Below are 15,689 nucleotides of genomic sequence, written 5' to 3'. Positions count from 1 at the left end.
AAACGCCAAAAAATTGGCGAATCACGACAATAGGGTTAGTTTAAAGGATGAAACAGATTAATAACCTTGTACTTCGTACGCTGGTCGCCCAACTCGACGACCAGAAGATTGATAGCAACGGGTTGCTAAACTCGGTTGGTTTGAATCTTCCGACAATTTTTCGGGATGATTTCAGACTATCAGCAAACGTATTTGGTCAACTGCTTGAAAACATGGTGCAACTGACTGGCGACGAGCGACTGGGTTTTAAAATGGGCTTCCGGACTCCACTTTCGATTTTAGGAAGCCTGGGTGGGTTATATCAAAGTTGCGCCACACTGGCTGATATGCTGACGGCCATGCAGCGGCATATCGGTTGGCTGGATGGTATCAATACCTATTATTGGGAAAAAGATAGCCAGCAGATACATATTATAACGATCAGCGATCCGGATTGGCAAGCGGCTTATCCAATGGCTGCGCGGCAAATGATTGAGCATAATATTGGATTTTCTCTACGCCATAAACGGGAATATTTAGGCCATGATGTAACTCCCTTGGCTTTATCACTGCCTTATTCTAAGATCGGCTCTGTTGATTTAATAGAAACCTATTTCGATTGCCCGGTTCAATTTGATTATCCTTATCTGCAAATTTCCTTGCCTAGTGTACTCTTATCGCATCGGGTTGCCTCAGCTAACGAACGAGCATTCCGGGTTTATGAATTGGAGTTAGCTCCATTTAGGGAGGAAAGTTCTACATTATATTGGCAGGTTAAACGAGTTTTAGAACTCCCGAAGCGGTTGGATAACCCAACACTTGAGTCTGTATCGCATCAGTTGTCTCAATCGCCCCGATCACTTCAGCGACGTCTTCAGCGAGAGGGATTGTCGTTCCAAGCCATTTTAACTGAAGTTCGACTCGAATTAGCCAACTACTATGAACGGACTTCTCCTGATATGTTGAAAGCGGAGCTTGCGGATCGGTTAGGGTTCAGTGATTCCGCTTCATTAAATCGATTTTTACGCAACAAAAAATGTTGACTATACCTACGGCGTAAAGAAAAGAAAAAACGTTTTTACACCTAAAAAGAGCCAAGAATACTGGATGCCGCCGATCAGCTTTATCCAAATTGTGTCAGGTCAAGATGTCGATCAGTGAAACCGTTAACTTTCTGGCGAGTTAAGGATCTGGTTGGTTAATTGGCAAACGCCCTGGTTTGATGGTCAGGGCGTTTGCTTGAGAATATGTTGATTTCTTAAGCCAGCAATACACTGGCCGGTACTCCTAGCTCTTTGTGGAAAAATTTTGCCATAGCCAGCGTTAGCGGTTTACGCCGATTTAATACGGCTGAGATATAGCTCTTACTACCCAGTTTTCCGACAAAATCTTTATTCCTGACTCCTTTTTCTTCCATTTTTAGGCGAATAGCTTCAATAGGATCGGGAGCTGGAATGGGATGATGCTCATCTTCGTACGCTTTCACCAGCAATAATGCGACTTGCAAGGTTTCTCCCTCAGGACTATCGGGCCGCAATTTCTGATCAAATTGCTCGTCTACCCAAGCCATCATTTCGTCGTACTCCTGCTCGGTTTTAATGGGCTTCAGTTTCATAGTTTCTGGTATTGTACTGTTGTTACGTCAACCTTATCGTATTCTGCATGAGTGCCAAACCACTTGATTTGAATGGTTTTATAGTCGAATACCATTCGAACAACCAGCCGGTATTTATTGCCCATTATATTGAAAACTACCCGATCATCAGCAACAATACTAACAGAACCATAGACGGCTTTCAGTTCATTGAAGGTAGTAAATTCCCGTCCCTATAGCTCTGCATACCATTGTTTCAGTGCGTTAGCGGCTTGTGGATATAGCCTGCAATAATCCAATAAAGTTCGATGTGCTATGATGTTAAACATCTTCTTGTTGAAACAAGTTTACTCATAGTGAACAAAAATACATTAAGTATATCACTCCAGCGCAATCTTCGCCTGAATCACCGGATGTTCGCCCATTCCGACCCGTGAGAGGGGCGCGTTGCGTCGCCAGGTGCCGCCGTTGATGCGCTCCCAGTAGGTTGCCGTCCGCAGTTCCCGGTTGAACGCCAGGTATTGCCCGAAACACTCCCGCATATTCTTCTGACCATCCGGCATTTTGAACGAGGTCGCGAATTTATACCGGTCTTCGTCGGTCGGGAGCCACTCCATCGCGATGAAAAGGCCTTCTTTCGGAAATTCAATCTGGTAGCGCGACAGATCGACCTCGCACCAGGCATTGCCCCGCCGGGCGGCCGTCACCACGCTCTGGGGCAGCCGGTCTTCGCCCGGTTCGCCGTCCGCGTTGGCGTAGATGCGCACCCGAAACGGGGCCGTCGCCACGCCCCCGCGCGCAATCAGATACGAAACCCGGTGCAGATAACCCCGAATGCCTTTGACATTGCGGACGTGTAACGCAAACTCGATGTTCCGGCCCGAGCAGTTGCCCCAGACAATCGGCGCGCGCTTCCGGATGGCCCCGACGGCCACCACCTTCGGTTTTCGGCCCCGGACCACAATTTCGGTCAGCACGTTTGGTTTGGCCCGCAGCCGGTAAACCGCCGTGCTGTCCGACAAACCAGCCAGCGGCAGCATCAGGTTCTCAAAACCGACGCAGCTAATCAGGAGCGTGTCGATACCTTCCGGAATCCGGGCCGAAAACCGCCCCTGTGCATCGGCGTAGGTGCCAAACCGGTGCTGTGGCTCGCTGATCAGCGCGTAGGAAACCGGCTGACTGGTGCTGTCAAGCCGGACTTGCCCCCTGATCATCGTTTGAGCAAACATCCATGAAGGACTGAATAAAAAAACAAAGGCAAACAGAAACCGGCAGCAGGTGGTCATGTACATGGAAAACCGTCAACAATTCGGTAGTTTTGTAATTCGGGTAATTGGATAAAGAGCGCGATCGATGCGTTGAACCGAAATCCGAATCGCATTCACAATTCTTCCGTTTTATGGATTTAAAGCACGTACCGCTCGAAACGATTCACGAACAACTCGGGGCAAAAATGGTGCCGTTTGCCGGATTTCTGATGCCGGTGCGGTATTCTTCCGACCTTCTGGAGCACCAGACCGTCCGAAATGCCGTCGGTATTTTTGATGTGTCACACATGGGTGAGTTCATTTTGAAAGGTGAAAAAGCCCTTGATCTAATTCAGAAAGTGTCGGCCAATGATGCCTCGCTGCTCTACGACGGCAAAGTGCAATACAGCTACTTGCCTAATGATCAGGGGGGCGTAGTCGACGATCTGCTCATTTATCAGATCAGCAAGGTAGAATATATGCTGGTGGTAAATGCGTCGAACATCGAAAAAGACTGGAATTGGATTCAGAGCCAGAACGATTTCGGGAGCGGCCTGGAGATGATCAACATCTCGGACGGCACCTGTCTGTTCGCCGTTCAGGGGCCCCTGGCGGCTCAGGCACTGCAACCGCTGACCAACGTCCTGCTGCATTCGATGTCGTATTATACCTTCGAGAAGACGGATTTTGCCGGTTTCCCCAACGTGATTGTCTCGGCTACGGGCTACACCGGTGCGGGCGGTTTTGAAATTTACGTGGCCAATGAACAGGCCGAAGCCGTCTGGAATGCGATCATGAAAGCCGGCGAACCCTACGGCATCCAGCCCATCGGACTGGGTGCGCGCGATACGTTGCGACTCGAAATGGGCTATTGTCTCTACGGAAATGATGTAGATGATACGATTTCGCCCCTGGAAGCCGGTTTAGGCTGGGTGACGAAATTTACCAAACCGTTTGTCAATTCCGAAAACCTGCAAAATCAGAAGAAGGAAGGGTTAAAACGGAAACTGGTCGGGTTTGAACTCATCGACCGGGGTATTCCGCGGAGCCACTATGAACTTTGCGATGCCGATGGAAACCGCATCGGTGAAGTCACATCCGGCACCCAGTCGCCCACGCTCAGCAAGGGCATCGGGATGGGTTACGTTCCGACGGAATACAGCAAACCGGGTTCTGAACTATTTGTCAAAGTCCGCGACCGGCTGTTGAAGGCGCAGGTTGTGAAATTACCTTTTGTAAAGAATTAAAGTCTGTTTACGGTTTTCAGTGTTCGGTTTACGGTGGCTGACGCGTTAGACTTCGCGCGTCAGCCACCGTAAACCGAATACTGAAAACCGTAAACATTAAAAACCGCTATTTTGAAAACTATCGACGTCTGCCTGACTCCCGATTTACTCCACCTGCATGCCGATTCTCTCGAAAATTCCATCGTTGTTGTAGCGGACGTATTCCGGGCTACCTCCTGTATGGTGACCGCTTTTGCCCACGGCGTCAACAGCATTACGCCGGTGGCGACGGTCGAGGAGTGCAGCCAGTTGCAGGGCCGGGGCTATCTGGCCGCAGCCGAACGAAACGCCAAAAAAGTGGACGGTTTCGAACTGGACAATTCGCCGTTCAGCTACATGGACGAGCGACTGATCGGCGCCAACATCGCCATGACGACTACCAACGGCACCTACGCCATCACGCGCTCACGAAACGCAGTGAAGGTACTGGTCGGGTCATTCCTGAACCTGGAAGCGGTGGCGCGGTTTCTCCAGGGCGAACGCTACGACGTGCTGATCTTGTGTGCAGGCTGGAAAGGGCGCGTCAATCTGGAAGACACCCTGTTTGCCGGGGCGCTGATCGAGCGGCTGAAAGACGAATACATGGTTCCGGAAGACAGCGGACTGATGGCCTTGCGGCTGTATGCCCAGGGTAAAAACGATTTGCCCGCTTTTCTGTCCAGTTCTTCACACGTCCGGCGGCTCCACCGGCTCAGCATTCACAAGGATATCATTTACTGTTTGCAACACGATCTGTACGATGTCGTCCCGGTTTTGCGGGGTAGTGCGCTGGTCAGTATGGAGGTGTAGTCCATAAAAAACGAGCCGACGCGCATCTCCTTCCGGGATCGCACGTCGGCTCGTTTCGTATTCTATTTTTTAATCTGGCTTAGTCCTGCATGGCAACGTGTTGCTCCGTCTGCAAATAGTCTACAACGCCCTGAAAGGTAGTCAGTTTCGAGTAATCTTCGTCGGGAATCCGAACACCGAATTCCTGTTCCAACTGCATGATCAAATCAACGGTGTCCAGGCTGTCGAGGCCCAGGTCGCGCGTAAAGTGAACGGTAGGATGAATGGCCGATTCCTTGATGCCGAAGTTCTTGAGGATGTTGGTTACGCGATCTTTCATAGTCGTAAACTGTTTTCAGGTTGTCTAGTCGTGCAGACGAGCATCTGCTGGTGTGTGAGAGCGGCTATTTGTGTACGTGGCCACGTTGAAAGAACCGTCTGTTTTCTTTTTTAGTTTGCCAGACAATCAACTTTTCGTTTCCGGTACCTATAAATTTTCGCCCAGCAATCGTTTATACTCTAAATGATTGAGTAATAGTTGGTACTGATAGTTCAAACGGGCCAGTTCCGCTTCTTCCACACCGGTTTCCGCACTCTGCAACTCAACGGGTGTGATGACACCGGAGGTTAACCGGATCTGGGCAATTTCCAGGGCTTTCCGCGCCTGTAACACCTGCGTTTCCAGGTTCTGCAACCGCTGCCGGTTGCTCCGAATATCGGCATTCAATTGTTCCAGACTCTGCCGCAACTGGGCACTGGCGTTCTCTACGGCATACCGGCTGGCGTCCAGATTCAGACGGGCGGCCTGGTTTTGCAAGCTGTATCGTTTACCGGCATAAATCGGTATCGTCAGATTGACCCCGGCGGCTACATTAAACCTCAGCGCGCCAATTTCCGGTAAATACCCGTTTTTGTATCCCGCTGAACCGTTAAAACTCAGGTTCGGCCGTCCACTGCGATCGTTGGCCAACACATCGGTTTGAGCCGCCCGTACCCGGTCTTGCGCTAGTTGTACTTCTTTATTCGTTGATTGAGCCGTTTGCAGGCTTCCTTCCAGTGTGAATGGCTGAACCTGTTCATCGAACTGAGCGGCAACAGGGCTGATGGCCGGATTTGGATCGCCGGTCAGATACGTCAATAACGCCCGTTGCCGCTCCAGATTGTTTTGCAAATCAATTTTTCGATTCTGGGCGGTTTTCAACCGAACCTGTTGTGTCAGCAAATCATACTGCAACGCTTCCCCATTTTGCAGGCGGTTCGCAAAAATCCGGATGTTTCCCTGCGCCACTGTAATGACCGAATCCTGCACCACGATGCTTTTTTCCAGAAAACCGATGCCGTAATAAACCGCAGCCACCTGATAACCCAGGTTTTGACGGGTCAGCTCCAGACTTCGGCGCAGCAACTGCACCTGATCGACAGCCTGCTTAATGCTGGCATCCGTCCGGCCAAAGTCATACAGGGTCTGCCCGATGCCGATGTTCGCATTGGCATTGTGGTTGGGCTGAAACTGGATCGTGGCATCCTGGCCGTTGACCGGTAAGGTGGCCTTCGCAACGGGCGTAACGTACTGATAAATAGCGTTGCCGGTAATATTGGGCTGATAGGCCGAACGGGCAATGGCCACGTGTACCTCGCCCGCCCGGAGTTGTTGCTGCTGCTCTTTCAGACGCGGATAGTTGGTGTTGGCCTGATTGATGAGTCCCCGCAGGTCGTCCGGAATCGACTGGGCCCCTACGGTTTCCGCAATCAGCGTGAGAATAAAAAGGAGACTAAATGGTTTCATTGTGTTTTTGTATGAGATTCTTGATTGGTCGGCTGGTTAGTGGGCAGCATCGGCTGCGGCTTTGGCGGCTGCCGGGTCCATTTTTTTGTTCTGCATCAGAAACAGCAGTGGCAGGGTCACCACGAAAAATAGCCCGGCGAGTCGAAACGTATCCAGATACGAAACCATCAGCGCCTGTTTGGAAATCAGCGCATCCAGGTTTCGGTAGGCTGCCGTAACGGAGTCGAACGCATTGACACCCCGGGAGGCCAGGCTCTGGGCCATCGCATTCAACCGGTCGGTGGTCAACGCATCATTGGGTTGCAGGTTCGAAACCAGATCGTTGCGGTGAACGGCACTGCGCTGGGCGATGTAGGTATTGGTGATCGCGACCCCGAACGCTCCACCCAATTGCCTCACCATGTTGGTAAACGCAATACCGGTCGGCAGTTCAGACGGTTTTAGGGTTGAAATGGACTGGTTGATCAACGGCGCATTGATCATCGCTAAACCGGCCCCGCGCACCAGCAACGCCCACGTAAAATCGCGTTCGCTGGCGTCGGCATTGAGGTTCGACATCATGTAGCAGAACAGAATGAACGCCAGATAGCCCAGAATGGCGAAAATCCGCGGAGAAACACCAGCCGCCATCGACCGCCCAACCACCGGAAACATGATCAACGCCACCGCCCCGCCCGGAATCAGGATGTTCCCGGTTTTGGTCGCCGTATAGCCGACAATCCGCTGGGCAAACAGGGGAAAGAGCAGAATCGAGGTGAACAAACCGTAGCCGATGATGAACACCAGCACCGAACCGACGGCCAGGTTGCGGTTTTTCACCACCCTTAAATCCATGACCGGACTCTTGGTTTTCAATTCCCACCACAGAAACAATGGAATGGAAATGGCGGCTACGACGGTCAGGTACAGAATGGCGCGGTCGTCGAACCAGTCGTCGGCTTCGCCCCGTTCCAGCACATACTGCAAACTCCCGACGCCCACGGCCAGCAACAGAATCCCGATCTGGTCGATCTTGATCGTACTCCGATCGATGCTGTATTCGGACGGCTGTTTGTCGATAAAGGTCGAGCACAGAAAAACCGCCAGTATCCCGATCGGAACGTTGATGAAAAACAACCAGCTCCAATGGTAATTGTCGATGATGTAGCCGCCCAGGGTGGGTCCGAGGGTCGGGCCCATCACGATGCCCATCCCGAAAAGAGCCGAGGCAATGGCGCGTTGCGAGGGCGGAAATGCGTCATACATGATGCCCTGCGAGGTCGAGAGCAACGCGCCCCCGCCGATTCCCTGCAAAAAACGAAAGGCCACCAGCGTCCACAGATTGTCGGCAATGCCGCAGAAATAGGACGCAAGCGTAAAGAGAATGATGGAACCGATGTAGTACGTTTTTCGGCCAAAATAGTTCTGGAGAAAACCGGTCATCGGAATGATGATCACGTTGGCAATCGCGTAAGCCGTGACGACCCACGAAATGTCTTCAATCGTGACGCCGAGATTGCCCGCCATCTGGGTAATCCCGACGTTGACAATCGACGTGTCGATCAGCTCCAGAATGGCTGCCGACACGGTTGTGATGACGATAATCCACTTTTTAAATCCTGCTGATGCCATCTTATTGCACTTTCACGGCTACGTCCGTACTCAAACCCGCCCGCAGCAGGTCTTTGTATTTTGCCGGATTTTCGATTTCTATTTTCACCGGAACCCGCTGGGTTACCTTCACAAAGTTGCCGGAAGCGTTGTCGGCGGGCAGCAGGGCGAACTTGGCCCCGGTCGCTTCCGAGAGCGAAACCACCTTGCCTTTGACTTCCAGATCCGGGTACGCATCGATCTTCACGTCGACTGGTTGCCCGACGCGCATGTGTTGCAGTTGCGTTTCCTTGAAATTGGCTACTACCCAGAACGTCGAGTCATTGACGATGGTGAACAGGTTCTGACCGGGCTGCACATACTGACCAACCACCACGTTTTTCTTGCCGATTTTTCCCGCAATGGGGGCGGTAATTTTGGCATAACCCAACCGGAGTTTGGCGTTGTCGATGGCGGCCTGTTTCACTTTCAGCAGCGCCTGCGCTTTCAGAATGTTGGCCTGGGCCTTCGCAATGTTGGCCTGGGCCACAGCTTCGGAGGTTTTGGCCAGCCCGATCTGTTGCACATTGGCGTCGAACTGCCGGGCCTGAACCTCGGAGTTGTTGCGGCTGTCTTCCAGTTGCTTTTGCGTCAGCGACTGGCCTTTGTACAGATTTTCGTCGCGCTTGAGGTCGTTGGCCGCTTTCGAGACCCGTAATTGTTGCACATTGGCATTCGACTGGGTGACTTTCAGATTTTGCTGCACATTCCGGAACGTGGCCTGTGCATTTTGCAAGTCGGCCCGGGCGGTTTGAATATCGGCCAGCGTTTGCTGGTAATCGGCCTCGGCCTGTTGCAGCGCTACTTCATATTCCTGCGGATCGACCGTGATCAGTTCCTGACCGCGTTGGACGGCGGCATAATCTTCGATGCCAACCTGTTGCACATATCCGGCCACCCGCGCCAGAACCGGGGCTGTGTTGCCCTCGATTTGGGCGTTGTCGGTCGTTTCGTAGTGTTGGTTATAGCGATACGATTGAAAACCGTAGAAAGCAGCCGCTACCACAACAACCAGCACGAGCAGACGGGGTAGATACTTTTTGACGGGCGTGGTTTGTTCTGTTGCCATTTTTAGGAAAAGTTATACGAATCTTGTTTTAGTAAACTAGGTTGACTAGTTTTGGGCAAAAGTAGGAGAAGTTTCGAGAATAGTCAACTTAATTGACTAGTTGTTTTCGTACTTTAACGGGATTTTAATAGCAGGCGATGAAGCCCGGCCAACGACCGTTTACGCAGCCGATGTTCCTCACCTTGTGAAAAGTTTGTAACTTGTCGGCTCTGTAACGACGCAAAGGAAGACGTATGAATACCGAAGTGGTGGCGGTTGAAAAACCGTTTGATTTTCAGTTTTTTTACAAAGTGCGTGAGCGGACGTTAGGCCGGGTCATGTCGAAAATGAAGCGGTTCATCGGCCGCTATGTCGAGCAACGGCTTCCTGAGCTGGGTTTTCCGGATTTTAAAGCGAGTTACATTGCCTTTCTGGCCAATCTGGAGGAGGATGGCATTACGAACAATGAGCTGGCAAGACGGGCGGGTGTTACCAAACAGGCCATGAGCAAGGTCGTCAAGTTGCTGGAAGACGACGGCTATATTTACACGGTGAAAAATGAGCGCGATTCGCGTTCCAGCCAGATTTTTATCAATGAACGCGGGAAACAGTTGATGGTAGCGGTTTTCAACTGCATGGAGGAGATTCGGGAGAAGTTCCAGGCCATTGCCGGTCGCGAACGGGTTGAACAGATGATCGATACGATGGTGATGCTGGTGCGGGAAATCGAAAAAGATACCGGACCCTTATCGGGTATTCACTGCGTGCAATAAGGATTGCTGCTGAAATTTCACCCTAACTGGTCAGTCGGTTAGGGTATTTTTTTGTTTAGAAATAAAAACCACAGGCCATGAACTTCACGTCCGTCAACCCCTACACCCAGAAAAAAATCAAGTCCTATCCGGCCCTGCGTGCGGAGTCGCTCGACCAGAAAATTAAGAAAGCCGACCGCGCTTTTACGGGTTGGTCGGCGCTTTCGCTGGAAGAACGCCTGGCCTATTTTCGGAACGTAGCGGTTCATTTGCGCCAGGAAAAACAGCGGTATGGGGCGTTGATGACGGCTGAAATGGGCAAAACGCTCAAGGAAGCCGTAGCCGAAGTGGAGAAATGTGCCGTTGGCTGCGATTATTACGTCGAAAACGCCCCCCGGTTTCTGGCTGACCTGACGATCAAGACAGAAGCTAAAAAGAGTTTTGTAGCCTACGAACCGCTGGGCGTGGTGCTGGCCGTGATGCCCTGGAATTTTCCGTTCTGGCAGGTGTTCCGGTTTGCCATTCCGTCGTTGCTGGCGGGCAACGTCGGGTTGCTGAAACATGCCGCCAACGTCAGTGGCTGTTCATTGGCGATTGAAGAAATCTTCCGGGCCTGCGACTTTCCGACCGGCACGTTTCAGTCCTTACTTATCGAATCGAAAACCGTCGAAACCGTTCTGAAAGACCCGCGCGTGAAAGCCGTCACACTCACCGGCAGCGAAAAAGCCGGGATGTCGGTGGCGTCGATTGCTGGCAGCCAGATCAAAAAATCGGTGCTCGAACTGGGCGGTAGCGACGCCCTGATTGTACTGGCCGATGCCGATCTGGAAAAAGCCGCCCAAACCGCCGTGCAGTCGCGGATGCAGAACGCCGGGCAAAGCTGCATTGCCGCCAAGCGGTTTATCGTTGAAAAATCGGTCAGGAAAGAATTTACGGAGCAGGTACTTAGCCATATCCAGGCCATTCAGCAGGGCGATCCGACGCTGGAAACCACGACTATGGGGCCGGTAGCGCGGGTCGATCTGGCCGAAACAATTGAGAGCCAGTGTGCGGAAACCGTTCGGCAGGGCGCCCGCATGCTATCGGGCGGAAACCGGGAAGGTTGTAATGTGCAACCGATTTTGCTGGATAGAGTAAAACCGGGAATGACGGCTTTCGATCAGGAAACGTTCGGTCCGCTGGCGGTTATCGTTGAAGCAAAAGACGAACAGGATGCGGTGAAGCTCGCGAATCAATCCCAGTACGGTCTGGGCTCGGCACTCTGGACGCGGGATCTGGAGCGGGCCGAACGGCTGGCGCGGCAGATTCAGGCCGGTTCGGTGTTTGTCAATTCGCTGATGCGCTCCGACCCGCGGGTGCCGTTCGGTGGGGTAAAACTGTCGGGTTTCGGCCGGGAATTGGCGGAAGTCGGGATGAAAGAATTCCTGAATATCAAAACCGTCTGGATGGAATAACGATCAGACCGCCACTTCCACGACCGTGCCGCGATCGGAGTAAATCCGGAACTGGCCACCCAGTTCTTCGGCGCGCTTTTTCATGTTTTGCAACCCGTAGTGGTTGTCGAGCGATTCGTCCTGATTCCAGGCTAAACCGTTGCCGTTATCGCTGACACTCAGTTGGAAAGATCCGTCGGGCTTGGCGAGCAGCAAAACCGTCACTTCCGTAGCCTGTGCGTGTTTGACCACGTTGTGCAGGGCTTCCTGCATGATCCGGAACATGTTCAGGGCCTGAACCGACGTCAGCGGCTGGGTGAGTTCACCTTCCGTGTGGATTGTAATTTGAAGCGGGTCCAGTTGCTGAAAATACCGGCTGACGTAGTGGTTGATTCGTTCCTCAAATTCTTCCAGCGTAAAACTCTCCTGGTGGATGGCCCAGATGGTATCGCGGAGCATCTTGATGGCTTCGCGGGTGTAATCGACGACGGAACGGAGCTGCGACGACAACGGCCGGGTGTTGGCGACCGGCTGTTTTTCGGCCTGACGCGCGATTTGCTGCAAACTGTTGACAATGAACGACAATTGCGCGCCCACGTTGTCGTGCAGATCGCGGGCAATGCGTTCTTTTTCCTGGAAGGATTCATTTCTGAGCTGAAGCCCCTGCACATGGGCTTCAAAAGCCAGCCGTTGCTGCTGGGTGCGTTCTTCGCTAAGCCGTTCGTTGTGGTCGCGGATGAGTTTATACCGGTAGGCCAGTCCGAAAGTCAGCACCATCACTTCAAACAAAGCCGCCAGGGCGAAATTCTCGTAGCTTTCCAGAAACGCGTAGGTCGGAAACAACTTGAGATTGCAGAGAATCACCAGAAAATTGAGGGTGTAAAACGGGCTGACGGCCACCAGATAAAGCCAGGCTTCCTGCACGCGATAGCGCCGGATGAGGTTGATGACGATGAAAGCCCAGATCAGCGGCATCGGCAGCCAGTAAAAAACGATAAAAAGCCGCATCACCATCAGCTCGACCAGGGGAGGAACATACGTGATCCATTCGACCAGCAAAGACGTCAAACAGAAAACACCACCCACCAGCGCCACCGTTGCCACGCGATGCCACAGACGACTCGGGGTTTTTTCCAGCGACAAAAATGAACGCACGAACAGCAGTTGGAAGAAAAAGAGCAGCAACGGAAACACGAAGTAGATGTTTCGGTTGGGCATCCGGAACTGACTGTCGAAATAGAACTGGTATAAAAAACCGTCGTTGATGAAAAAATAACCGGCCAGACCGATTACACAGAGAATGTACTTCGCGTAAATCCGGTCGAAGGTGGTCAGGTAAAAGAAAAAACTGATGGCAATAACGAAGAGAAAGACTGCAAAAATACCACCCCAGAACGCGTAATCGCCCAGAATGAAGGTGTCGAGCCCTCCTTGTGGCCGAATGGTGATCGGAACGACCTGGACGCCCCGGCTTTTGAAGGACCGAACGTAACAGGTCACTTCCATGCCCGCGGGCAAGGTAAACGGAAACCAGTAGTTGCGGTGGTAAACCATTTTCTGCGTAACGGGCGTTTTCCAGCCGTATACGGGAGAGGTATAAACGACTTTTTGACCGTCGGTAATAAACAGTTGCAGGTCGTCGAAGGCCCAGAAATCGATTTCGCAGAACAGCGCCTGAATTTGATTCGTCGTATTTTTCAGCCGGAAGCGCACCCAGACCGGGTGTGAAAACTGATTGCCGCTGCTGTAGCCAAAATTCGGAATGGGCGACGAACTGGGCTGGAACGTTGCGGCCATTTCCGGTCGCACGACCTGATCGATGGTCAGGCGATGGGCCGTATCCTGAACGAACCAGAGATCATGATCGAGAACCAGTGTCTGATTACCGGACGGAACGGGTATGACGGGTTGGTCTGCCCAGACAAAAACCGGAGAGAGTAGACACAGAAAAACAACAAGCCGGTAAAGAGGAGCCATACCGTCGGGAAGGTTCGGTCCCAAATATACTGAAAAACCGGCTTGGTTGAGAGGGAGTTAGCTGTTTTTGTTATTCGGTTACGACGCCGTATACGTCGAACTCGTGGGCTTCCGTAATACGGACCCGGGCAAAATCGCCCTGGCGGACGTATTGCCCCGCCGGAACAAGCACTTCATTGTCGACTTCGGGCGAGTCAAACTCGGTTCGGCCAATGAAAAAACCGCCTTCTTTCCGGTCGAAAAGCACTTTATAGGTGTTGCCGAGTTTAGCCTGATTCAACTCCGCCGAAATGCCCTGTTGCAGATCCATGATGGCGTCGGCGCGTTCCTGCTTGATGTCGGCCGGCACGTCGTCGGGCATGGTGTACGAATGCGTGTTGTCTTCGTGGGAATACGTAAAAGCCCCCAGCCGGTCAAACCGCATCCGTTCGACAAAATCGTACGTTTCGTCAAACATCGCTTCGGTTTCGCCGGGATGGCCGACAATCAACGTGGTTCGGAGCGCAATACCGGGTACTTTTTCGCGAATGGTGTCGATCAGGGCTTCGGTTTTCTCGCGGGTAATGCCCCGGCGCATGGATTTCAGGAGTTCGGTCGAGCCGGTTTGCAGCGGCATGTCGAGGTAGTTACATACGTTCGACCGCTCGCGCATCACATCGAGCACATCCATCGGAAAACCGGACGGGTAGGCATATTGCAACCGAATCCACTCGATGCCTTCAACGTCGGCTAGGCGGTTGATGAGGTCGGCCAGCGTGCGTTTTTTATAAATATCCAGCCCGTAATAGGTCAAATCCTGGGCAATCAGAATCAGTTCTTTGGTACCGCGCCGGGCCAGCGACTGCGCTTCCTTGATTAGCTCTTCGGCCGGGCGCGAAACGTGGTGTCCGCGCATGAGCGGAATGGCGCAAAACGAGCAGGGGCGGTCGCAGCCTTCCGCAATTTTAAGGTACGCATAATGGGCGGGGGTCGTCAAAAGCCTTTCGCCCACAAGCTCGTGTTTGTAATCGGCTTTCAGCGTTTTGAGCAAGCGTGGCAGTTCATTGGTGCCAAACCACGCATCGACCGTCGGCATTTCAATTTCCAGTTCGTCTTTGTAGCGGTGTGACAAACACCCGGTTACGTATACTTTGTCGACCACGCCCGCATCTTTGGCATCCACATACCGCAGAATGGTGTTGATCGATTCTTCCTTCGCATTATCGATAAAACCGCAGGTATTGATCACCACAATGTTGGCATCGTCTTTCTTCGATTCGTGCGAAACGTTGTAGCCGTTGCCTTTCAGTTGGGTGAATAGTACTTCCGAATCCACCAGGTTTTTGGAGCAGCCCAGCGTGACGATATTGATTTTATTCGTGCGTAATCCTTTTGTTTTCAAAGTAGACCAAGATTAAAACGGATTAGCCTGATTAACAGGATTGTCCGCGTGTCGGATGATGGATTGTTGATCCGACCGGATTAAATGACACAGCCAAAGCGGTGACCGTTTTGGCACAACACTGGTATTTTGGGCAAAGTTCGGAAAAGTACAATTCAGGAGAAAGTTATGGGGCAACAATCCACGGAATTTTATGCGGGACATACTGAATCGGAACGGTTTTGAAATAGTCGTCGATGGCGAAATCGAGGTAGCTTTTGTTATGATTGAGATAAATCCGACGCCCGTCTTTCAATTTAAAAATGAAATAACGGTAGCCAGCAACGAGTTTGCCGGAATTAAAACCAGGTCCATGTTTTTCAACCCCATCTACCTCGGCGGCTGTGAAGCAAACGGTTTCGTCGCTGGTCGCTATTTCCAGGCTTTTATCAGCCGGGTCCATCGTGATCGTTTTCCCCCTGGTAATGGTCCAATATTGCCAGTCAAGCCGAAAAATGAGTATGCACCACCACAAGGCGTAAACCGAGATAGCCAGACAACCTACTGTAATAAAACAATGCCAGTAGACGGCAGCAGCGGGAATCAGAAAGAACACGGTAGCGTAAAGAAAAAATAGATTAATCAGGGTAAAGAAGATTAAAAAGAAAAAATTGAAGCTGATAAAATACTCCAAATCGTCGATTTTGTAGCTCACAACGGTTGCTAACGGCGATTCATCGCCCAGCGACTTAGCAGTGTAGCGGAGCAACTTGTAGATGACCCAGGCAAAGGGAGCCAGCACCGAAACCGTGATCAGAAAAGCGTTCATA

14 protein-coding genes and 1 pseudogene are annotated in these 15,689 nt (G+C 51.9%); 5 read left to right on the top strand and 10 right to left on the bottom strand.

The genetic code is table 11. From position 1 onward, the window contains the following. The first annotated feature begins 47 nt into the window (after positions 1-47). Positions 48-1,022 carry an AraC family transcriptional regulator ligand-binding domain-containing protein gene (locus tag ACO064_RS13710; protein WP_421827860.1) on the top strand — a complete coding sequence of 325 codons (975 nt, stop codon included), beginning with the start codon at positions 48-50 and terminating at the stop codon, positions 1,020-1,022. A 215-nt stretch (positions 1,023-1,237) separates the two neighbouring features. Here ACO064_RS13710 and ACO064_RS13705 read toward each other — a convergent pair whose 3' ends face one another. The 3 genes and pseudogenes from ACO064_RS13705 to ACO064_RS13695 all read right to left on the bottom strand — a co-directional run bounded on the left by ACO064_RS13705 (position 1,238) and on the right by ACO064_RS13695 (position 2,787). After that, entirely contained in the window at positions 1,238-1,594 is a 357-nt protein-coding gene (locus tag ACO064_RS13705; RefSeq protein ID WP_421827859.1) for a helix-turn-helix domain-containing protein, read from the bottom strand. Next, positions 1,591-1,788: pseudogene (locus tag ACO064_RS13700) on the bottom strand (type II toxin-antitoxin system HigB family toxin); the annotation flags it as partial. The gene ACO064_RS13705 and the pseudogene ACO064_RS13700, both read right to left, overlap by 4 nt. Before the next feature lie 165 nt (positions 1,789-1,953). After that, positions 1,954-2,787 carry a carboxypeptidase-like regulatory domain-containing protein gene (locus tag ACO064_RS13695; protein WP_421827858.1) on the bottom strand — a complete coding sequence of 278 codons (834 nt, stop codon included), beginning with the start codon at positions 2,785-2,787 and terminating at the stop codon, positions 1,954-1,956. Positions 2,788-2,972: 185 nt separating this feature from the next. On the opposite strand from ACO064_RS13695, the gene gcvT reads away from it, so the two are divergent. Both gcvT and ACO064_RS13685 read left to right on the top strand, forming a co-directional pair. Next, positions 2,973-4,067, top strand: a complete 1,095-nt coding sequence (gene gcvT, locus ACO064_RS13690) for a glycine cleavage system aminomethyltransferase GcvT (protein ID WP_421827857.1) — start codon at positions 2,973-2,975, stop codon at positions 4,065-4,067. A gap of 111 nt (positions 4,068-4,178) precedes the next feature. Further along, positions 4,179-4,895: a 2-phosphosulfolactate phosphatase gene (locus tag ACO064_RS13685; protein WP_421827856.1), complete on the top strand. Its 717-nt coding sequence runs from the start codon at positions 4,179-4,181 to the stop codon at positions 4,893-4,895. A 79-nt stretch (positions 4,896-4,974) separates the two neighbouring features. Here ACO064_RS13685 and acpP read toward each other — a convergent pair whose 3' ends face one another. The 4 genes from acpP to ACO064_RS13665 form a co-directional block, all read right to left on the bottom strand. Continuing rightward, positions 4,975-5,214, bottom strand: coding sequence for an acyl carrier protein (gene acpP / locus ACO064_RS13680; protein ID WP_114406463.1), 240 nt, complete (start codon positions 5,212-5,214; stop codon positions 4,975-4,977). 147 nt (positions 5,215-5,361) lie between these two features. Continuing rightward, positions 5,362-6,660, bottom strand: a complete 1,299-nt coding sequence (locus ACO064_RS13675) for a TolC family protein (protein ID WP_421827855.1) — start codon at positions 6,658-6,660, stop codon at positions 5,362-5,364. 36 nt (positions 6,661-6,696) lie between these two features. Beyond that, on the bottom strand, positions 6,697-8,271 hold the full coding sequence (locus ACO064_RS13670) for a DHA2 family efflux MFS transporter permease subunit (protein WP_421827854.1): 1,575 nt from the start codon (positions 8,269-8,271) through the stop codon (positions 6,697-6,699). Between the two features lies 1 nt (position 8,272). Continuing rightward, the gene (locus ACO064_RS13665; protein ID WP_421827853.1) at positions 8,273-9,358 is read right to left on the bottom strand and encodes an HlyD family secretion protein; all 1,086 of its coding nucleotides are present in this window, start codon (positions 9,356-9,358) and stop codon (positions 8,273-8,275) included. Positions 9,359-9,591: 233 nt separating this feature from the next. On the opposite strand from ACO064_RS13665, the gene ACO064_RS13660 reads away from it, so the two are divergent. Further along, positions 9,592-10,110 (top strand): MarR family winged helix-turn-helix transcriptional regulator, encoded by a 519-nt coding sequence (locus ACO064_RS13660; RefSeq protein ID WP_421827852.1) that lies wholly within the window; start codon positions 9,592-9,594, stop codon positions 10,108-10,110. A 77-nt stretch (positions 10,111-10,187) separates the two neighbouring features. Further along, on the top strand, positions 10,188-11,543 hold the full coding sequence (locus ACO064_RS13655; protein ID WP_421827851.1) for an NAD-dependent succinate-semialdehyde dehydrogenase: 1,356 nt from the start codon (positions 10,188-10,190) through the stop codon (positions 11,541-11,543). A gap of 3 nt (positions 11,544-11,546) precedes the next feature. Here ACO064_RS13655 and ACO064_RS13650 read toward each other — a convergent pair whose 3' ends face one another. From ACO064_RS13650 to ACO064_RS13640, 3 genes are all read right to left on the bottom strand, one after another. Next, positions 11,547-13,499 (bottom strand): sensor histidine kinase, encoded by a 1,953-nt coding sequence (locus tag ACO064_RS13650; RefSeq protein ID WP_421827850.1) that lies wholly within the window; start codon positions 13,497-13,499, stop codon positions 11,547-11,549. 70 nt (positions 13,500-13,569) lie between these two features. After that, positions 13,570-14,880, bottom strand: a complete 1,311-nt coding sequence (gene rimO, locus ACO064_RS13645; protein ID WP_421827849.1) for a 30S ribosomal protein S12 methylthiotransferase RimO — start codon at positions 14,878-14,880, stop codon at positions 13,570-13,572. 166 nt (positions 14,881-15,046) lie between these two features. Next, positions 15,047-15,688: a hypothetical protein gene (locus ACO064_RS13640; protein ID WP_421827848.1), complete on the bottom strand. Its 642-nt coding sequence runs from the start codon at positions 15,686-15,688 to the stop codon at positions 15,047-15,049. Position 15,689 lies beyond the last annotated feature (1 nt).

This window comes from Larkinella sp., from assembly GCF_965227735.1.
In the GTDB taxonomy this organism is placed as follows: Bacteria; Bacteroidota; Bacteroidia; order Cytophagales; family Spirosomataceae; genus Larkinella.
This window is presented reverse-complemented; position numbering and strand designations above follow the sequence as displayed.

Coding starts and splice junctions, on each gene's coding strand:
- acpP (WP_114406463.1), bottom strand. CDS start 5,214: ATGAAAGATCGCGTAACCAACATCCTCAAGAACTTCGGCATCAAGGAA.
- ACO064_RS13695 (WP_421827858.1), bottom strand. CDS start 2,787: ATGATCAGGGGGCAAGTCCGGCTTGACAGCACCAGTCAGCCGGTTTCC.
- ACO064_RS13675 (WP_421827855.1), bottom strand. CDS start 6,660: ATGAAACCATTTAGTCTCCTTTTTATTCTCACGCTGATTGCGGAAACC.
- ACO064_RS13665 (WP_421827853.1), bottom strand. CDS start 9,358: ATGGCAACAGAACAAACCACGCCCGTCAAAAAGTATCTACCCCGTCTG.
- ACO064_RS13670 (WP_421827854.1), bottom strand. CDS start 8,271: ATGGCATCAGCAGGATTTAAAAAGTGGATTATCGTCATCACAACCGTG.
- ACO064_RS13655 (WP_421827851.1), top strand. CDS start 10,188: ATGAACTTCACGTCCGTCAACCCCTACACCCAGAAAAAAATCAAGTCC.
- ACO064_RS13710 (WP_421827860.1), top strand. CDS start 48: ATGAAACAGATTAATAACCTTGTACTTCGTACGCTGGTCGCCCAACTC.
- ACO064_RS13660 (WP_421827852.1), top strand. CDS start 9,592: ATGAATACCGAAGTGGTGGCGGTTGAAAAACCGTTTGATTTTCAGTTT.
- ACO064_RS13650 (WP_421827850.1), bottom strand. CDS start 13,499: ATGGCTCCTCTTTACCGGCTTGTTGTTTTTCTGTGTCTACTCTCTCCG.
- ACO064_RS13640 (WP_421827848.1), bottom strand. CDS start 15,688: ATGAACGCTTTTCTGATCACGGTTTCGGTGCTGGCTCCCTTTGCCTGG.
- ACO064_RS13705 (WP_421827859.1), bottom strand. CDS start 1,594: ATGAAACTGAAGCCCATTAAAACCGAGCAGGAGTACGACGAAATGATG.
- gcvT (WP_421827857.1), top strand. CDS start 2,973: ATGGATTTAAAGCACGTACCGCTCGAAACGATTCACGAACAACTCGGG.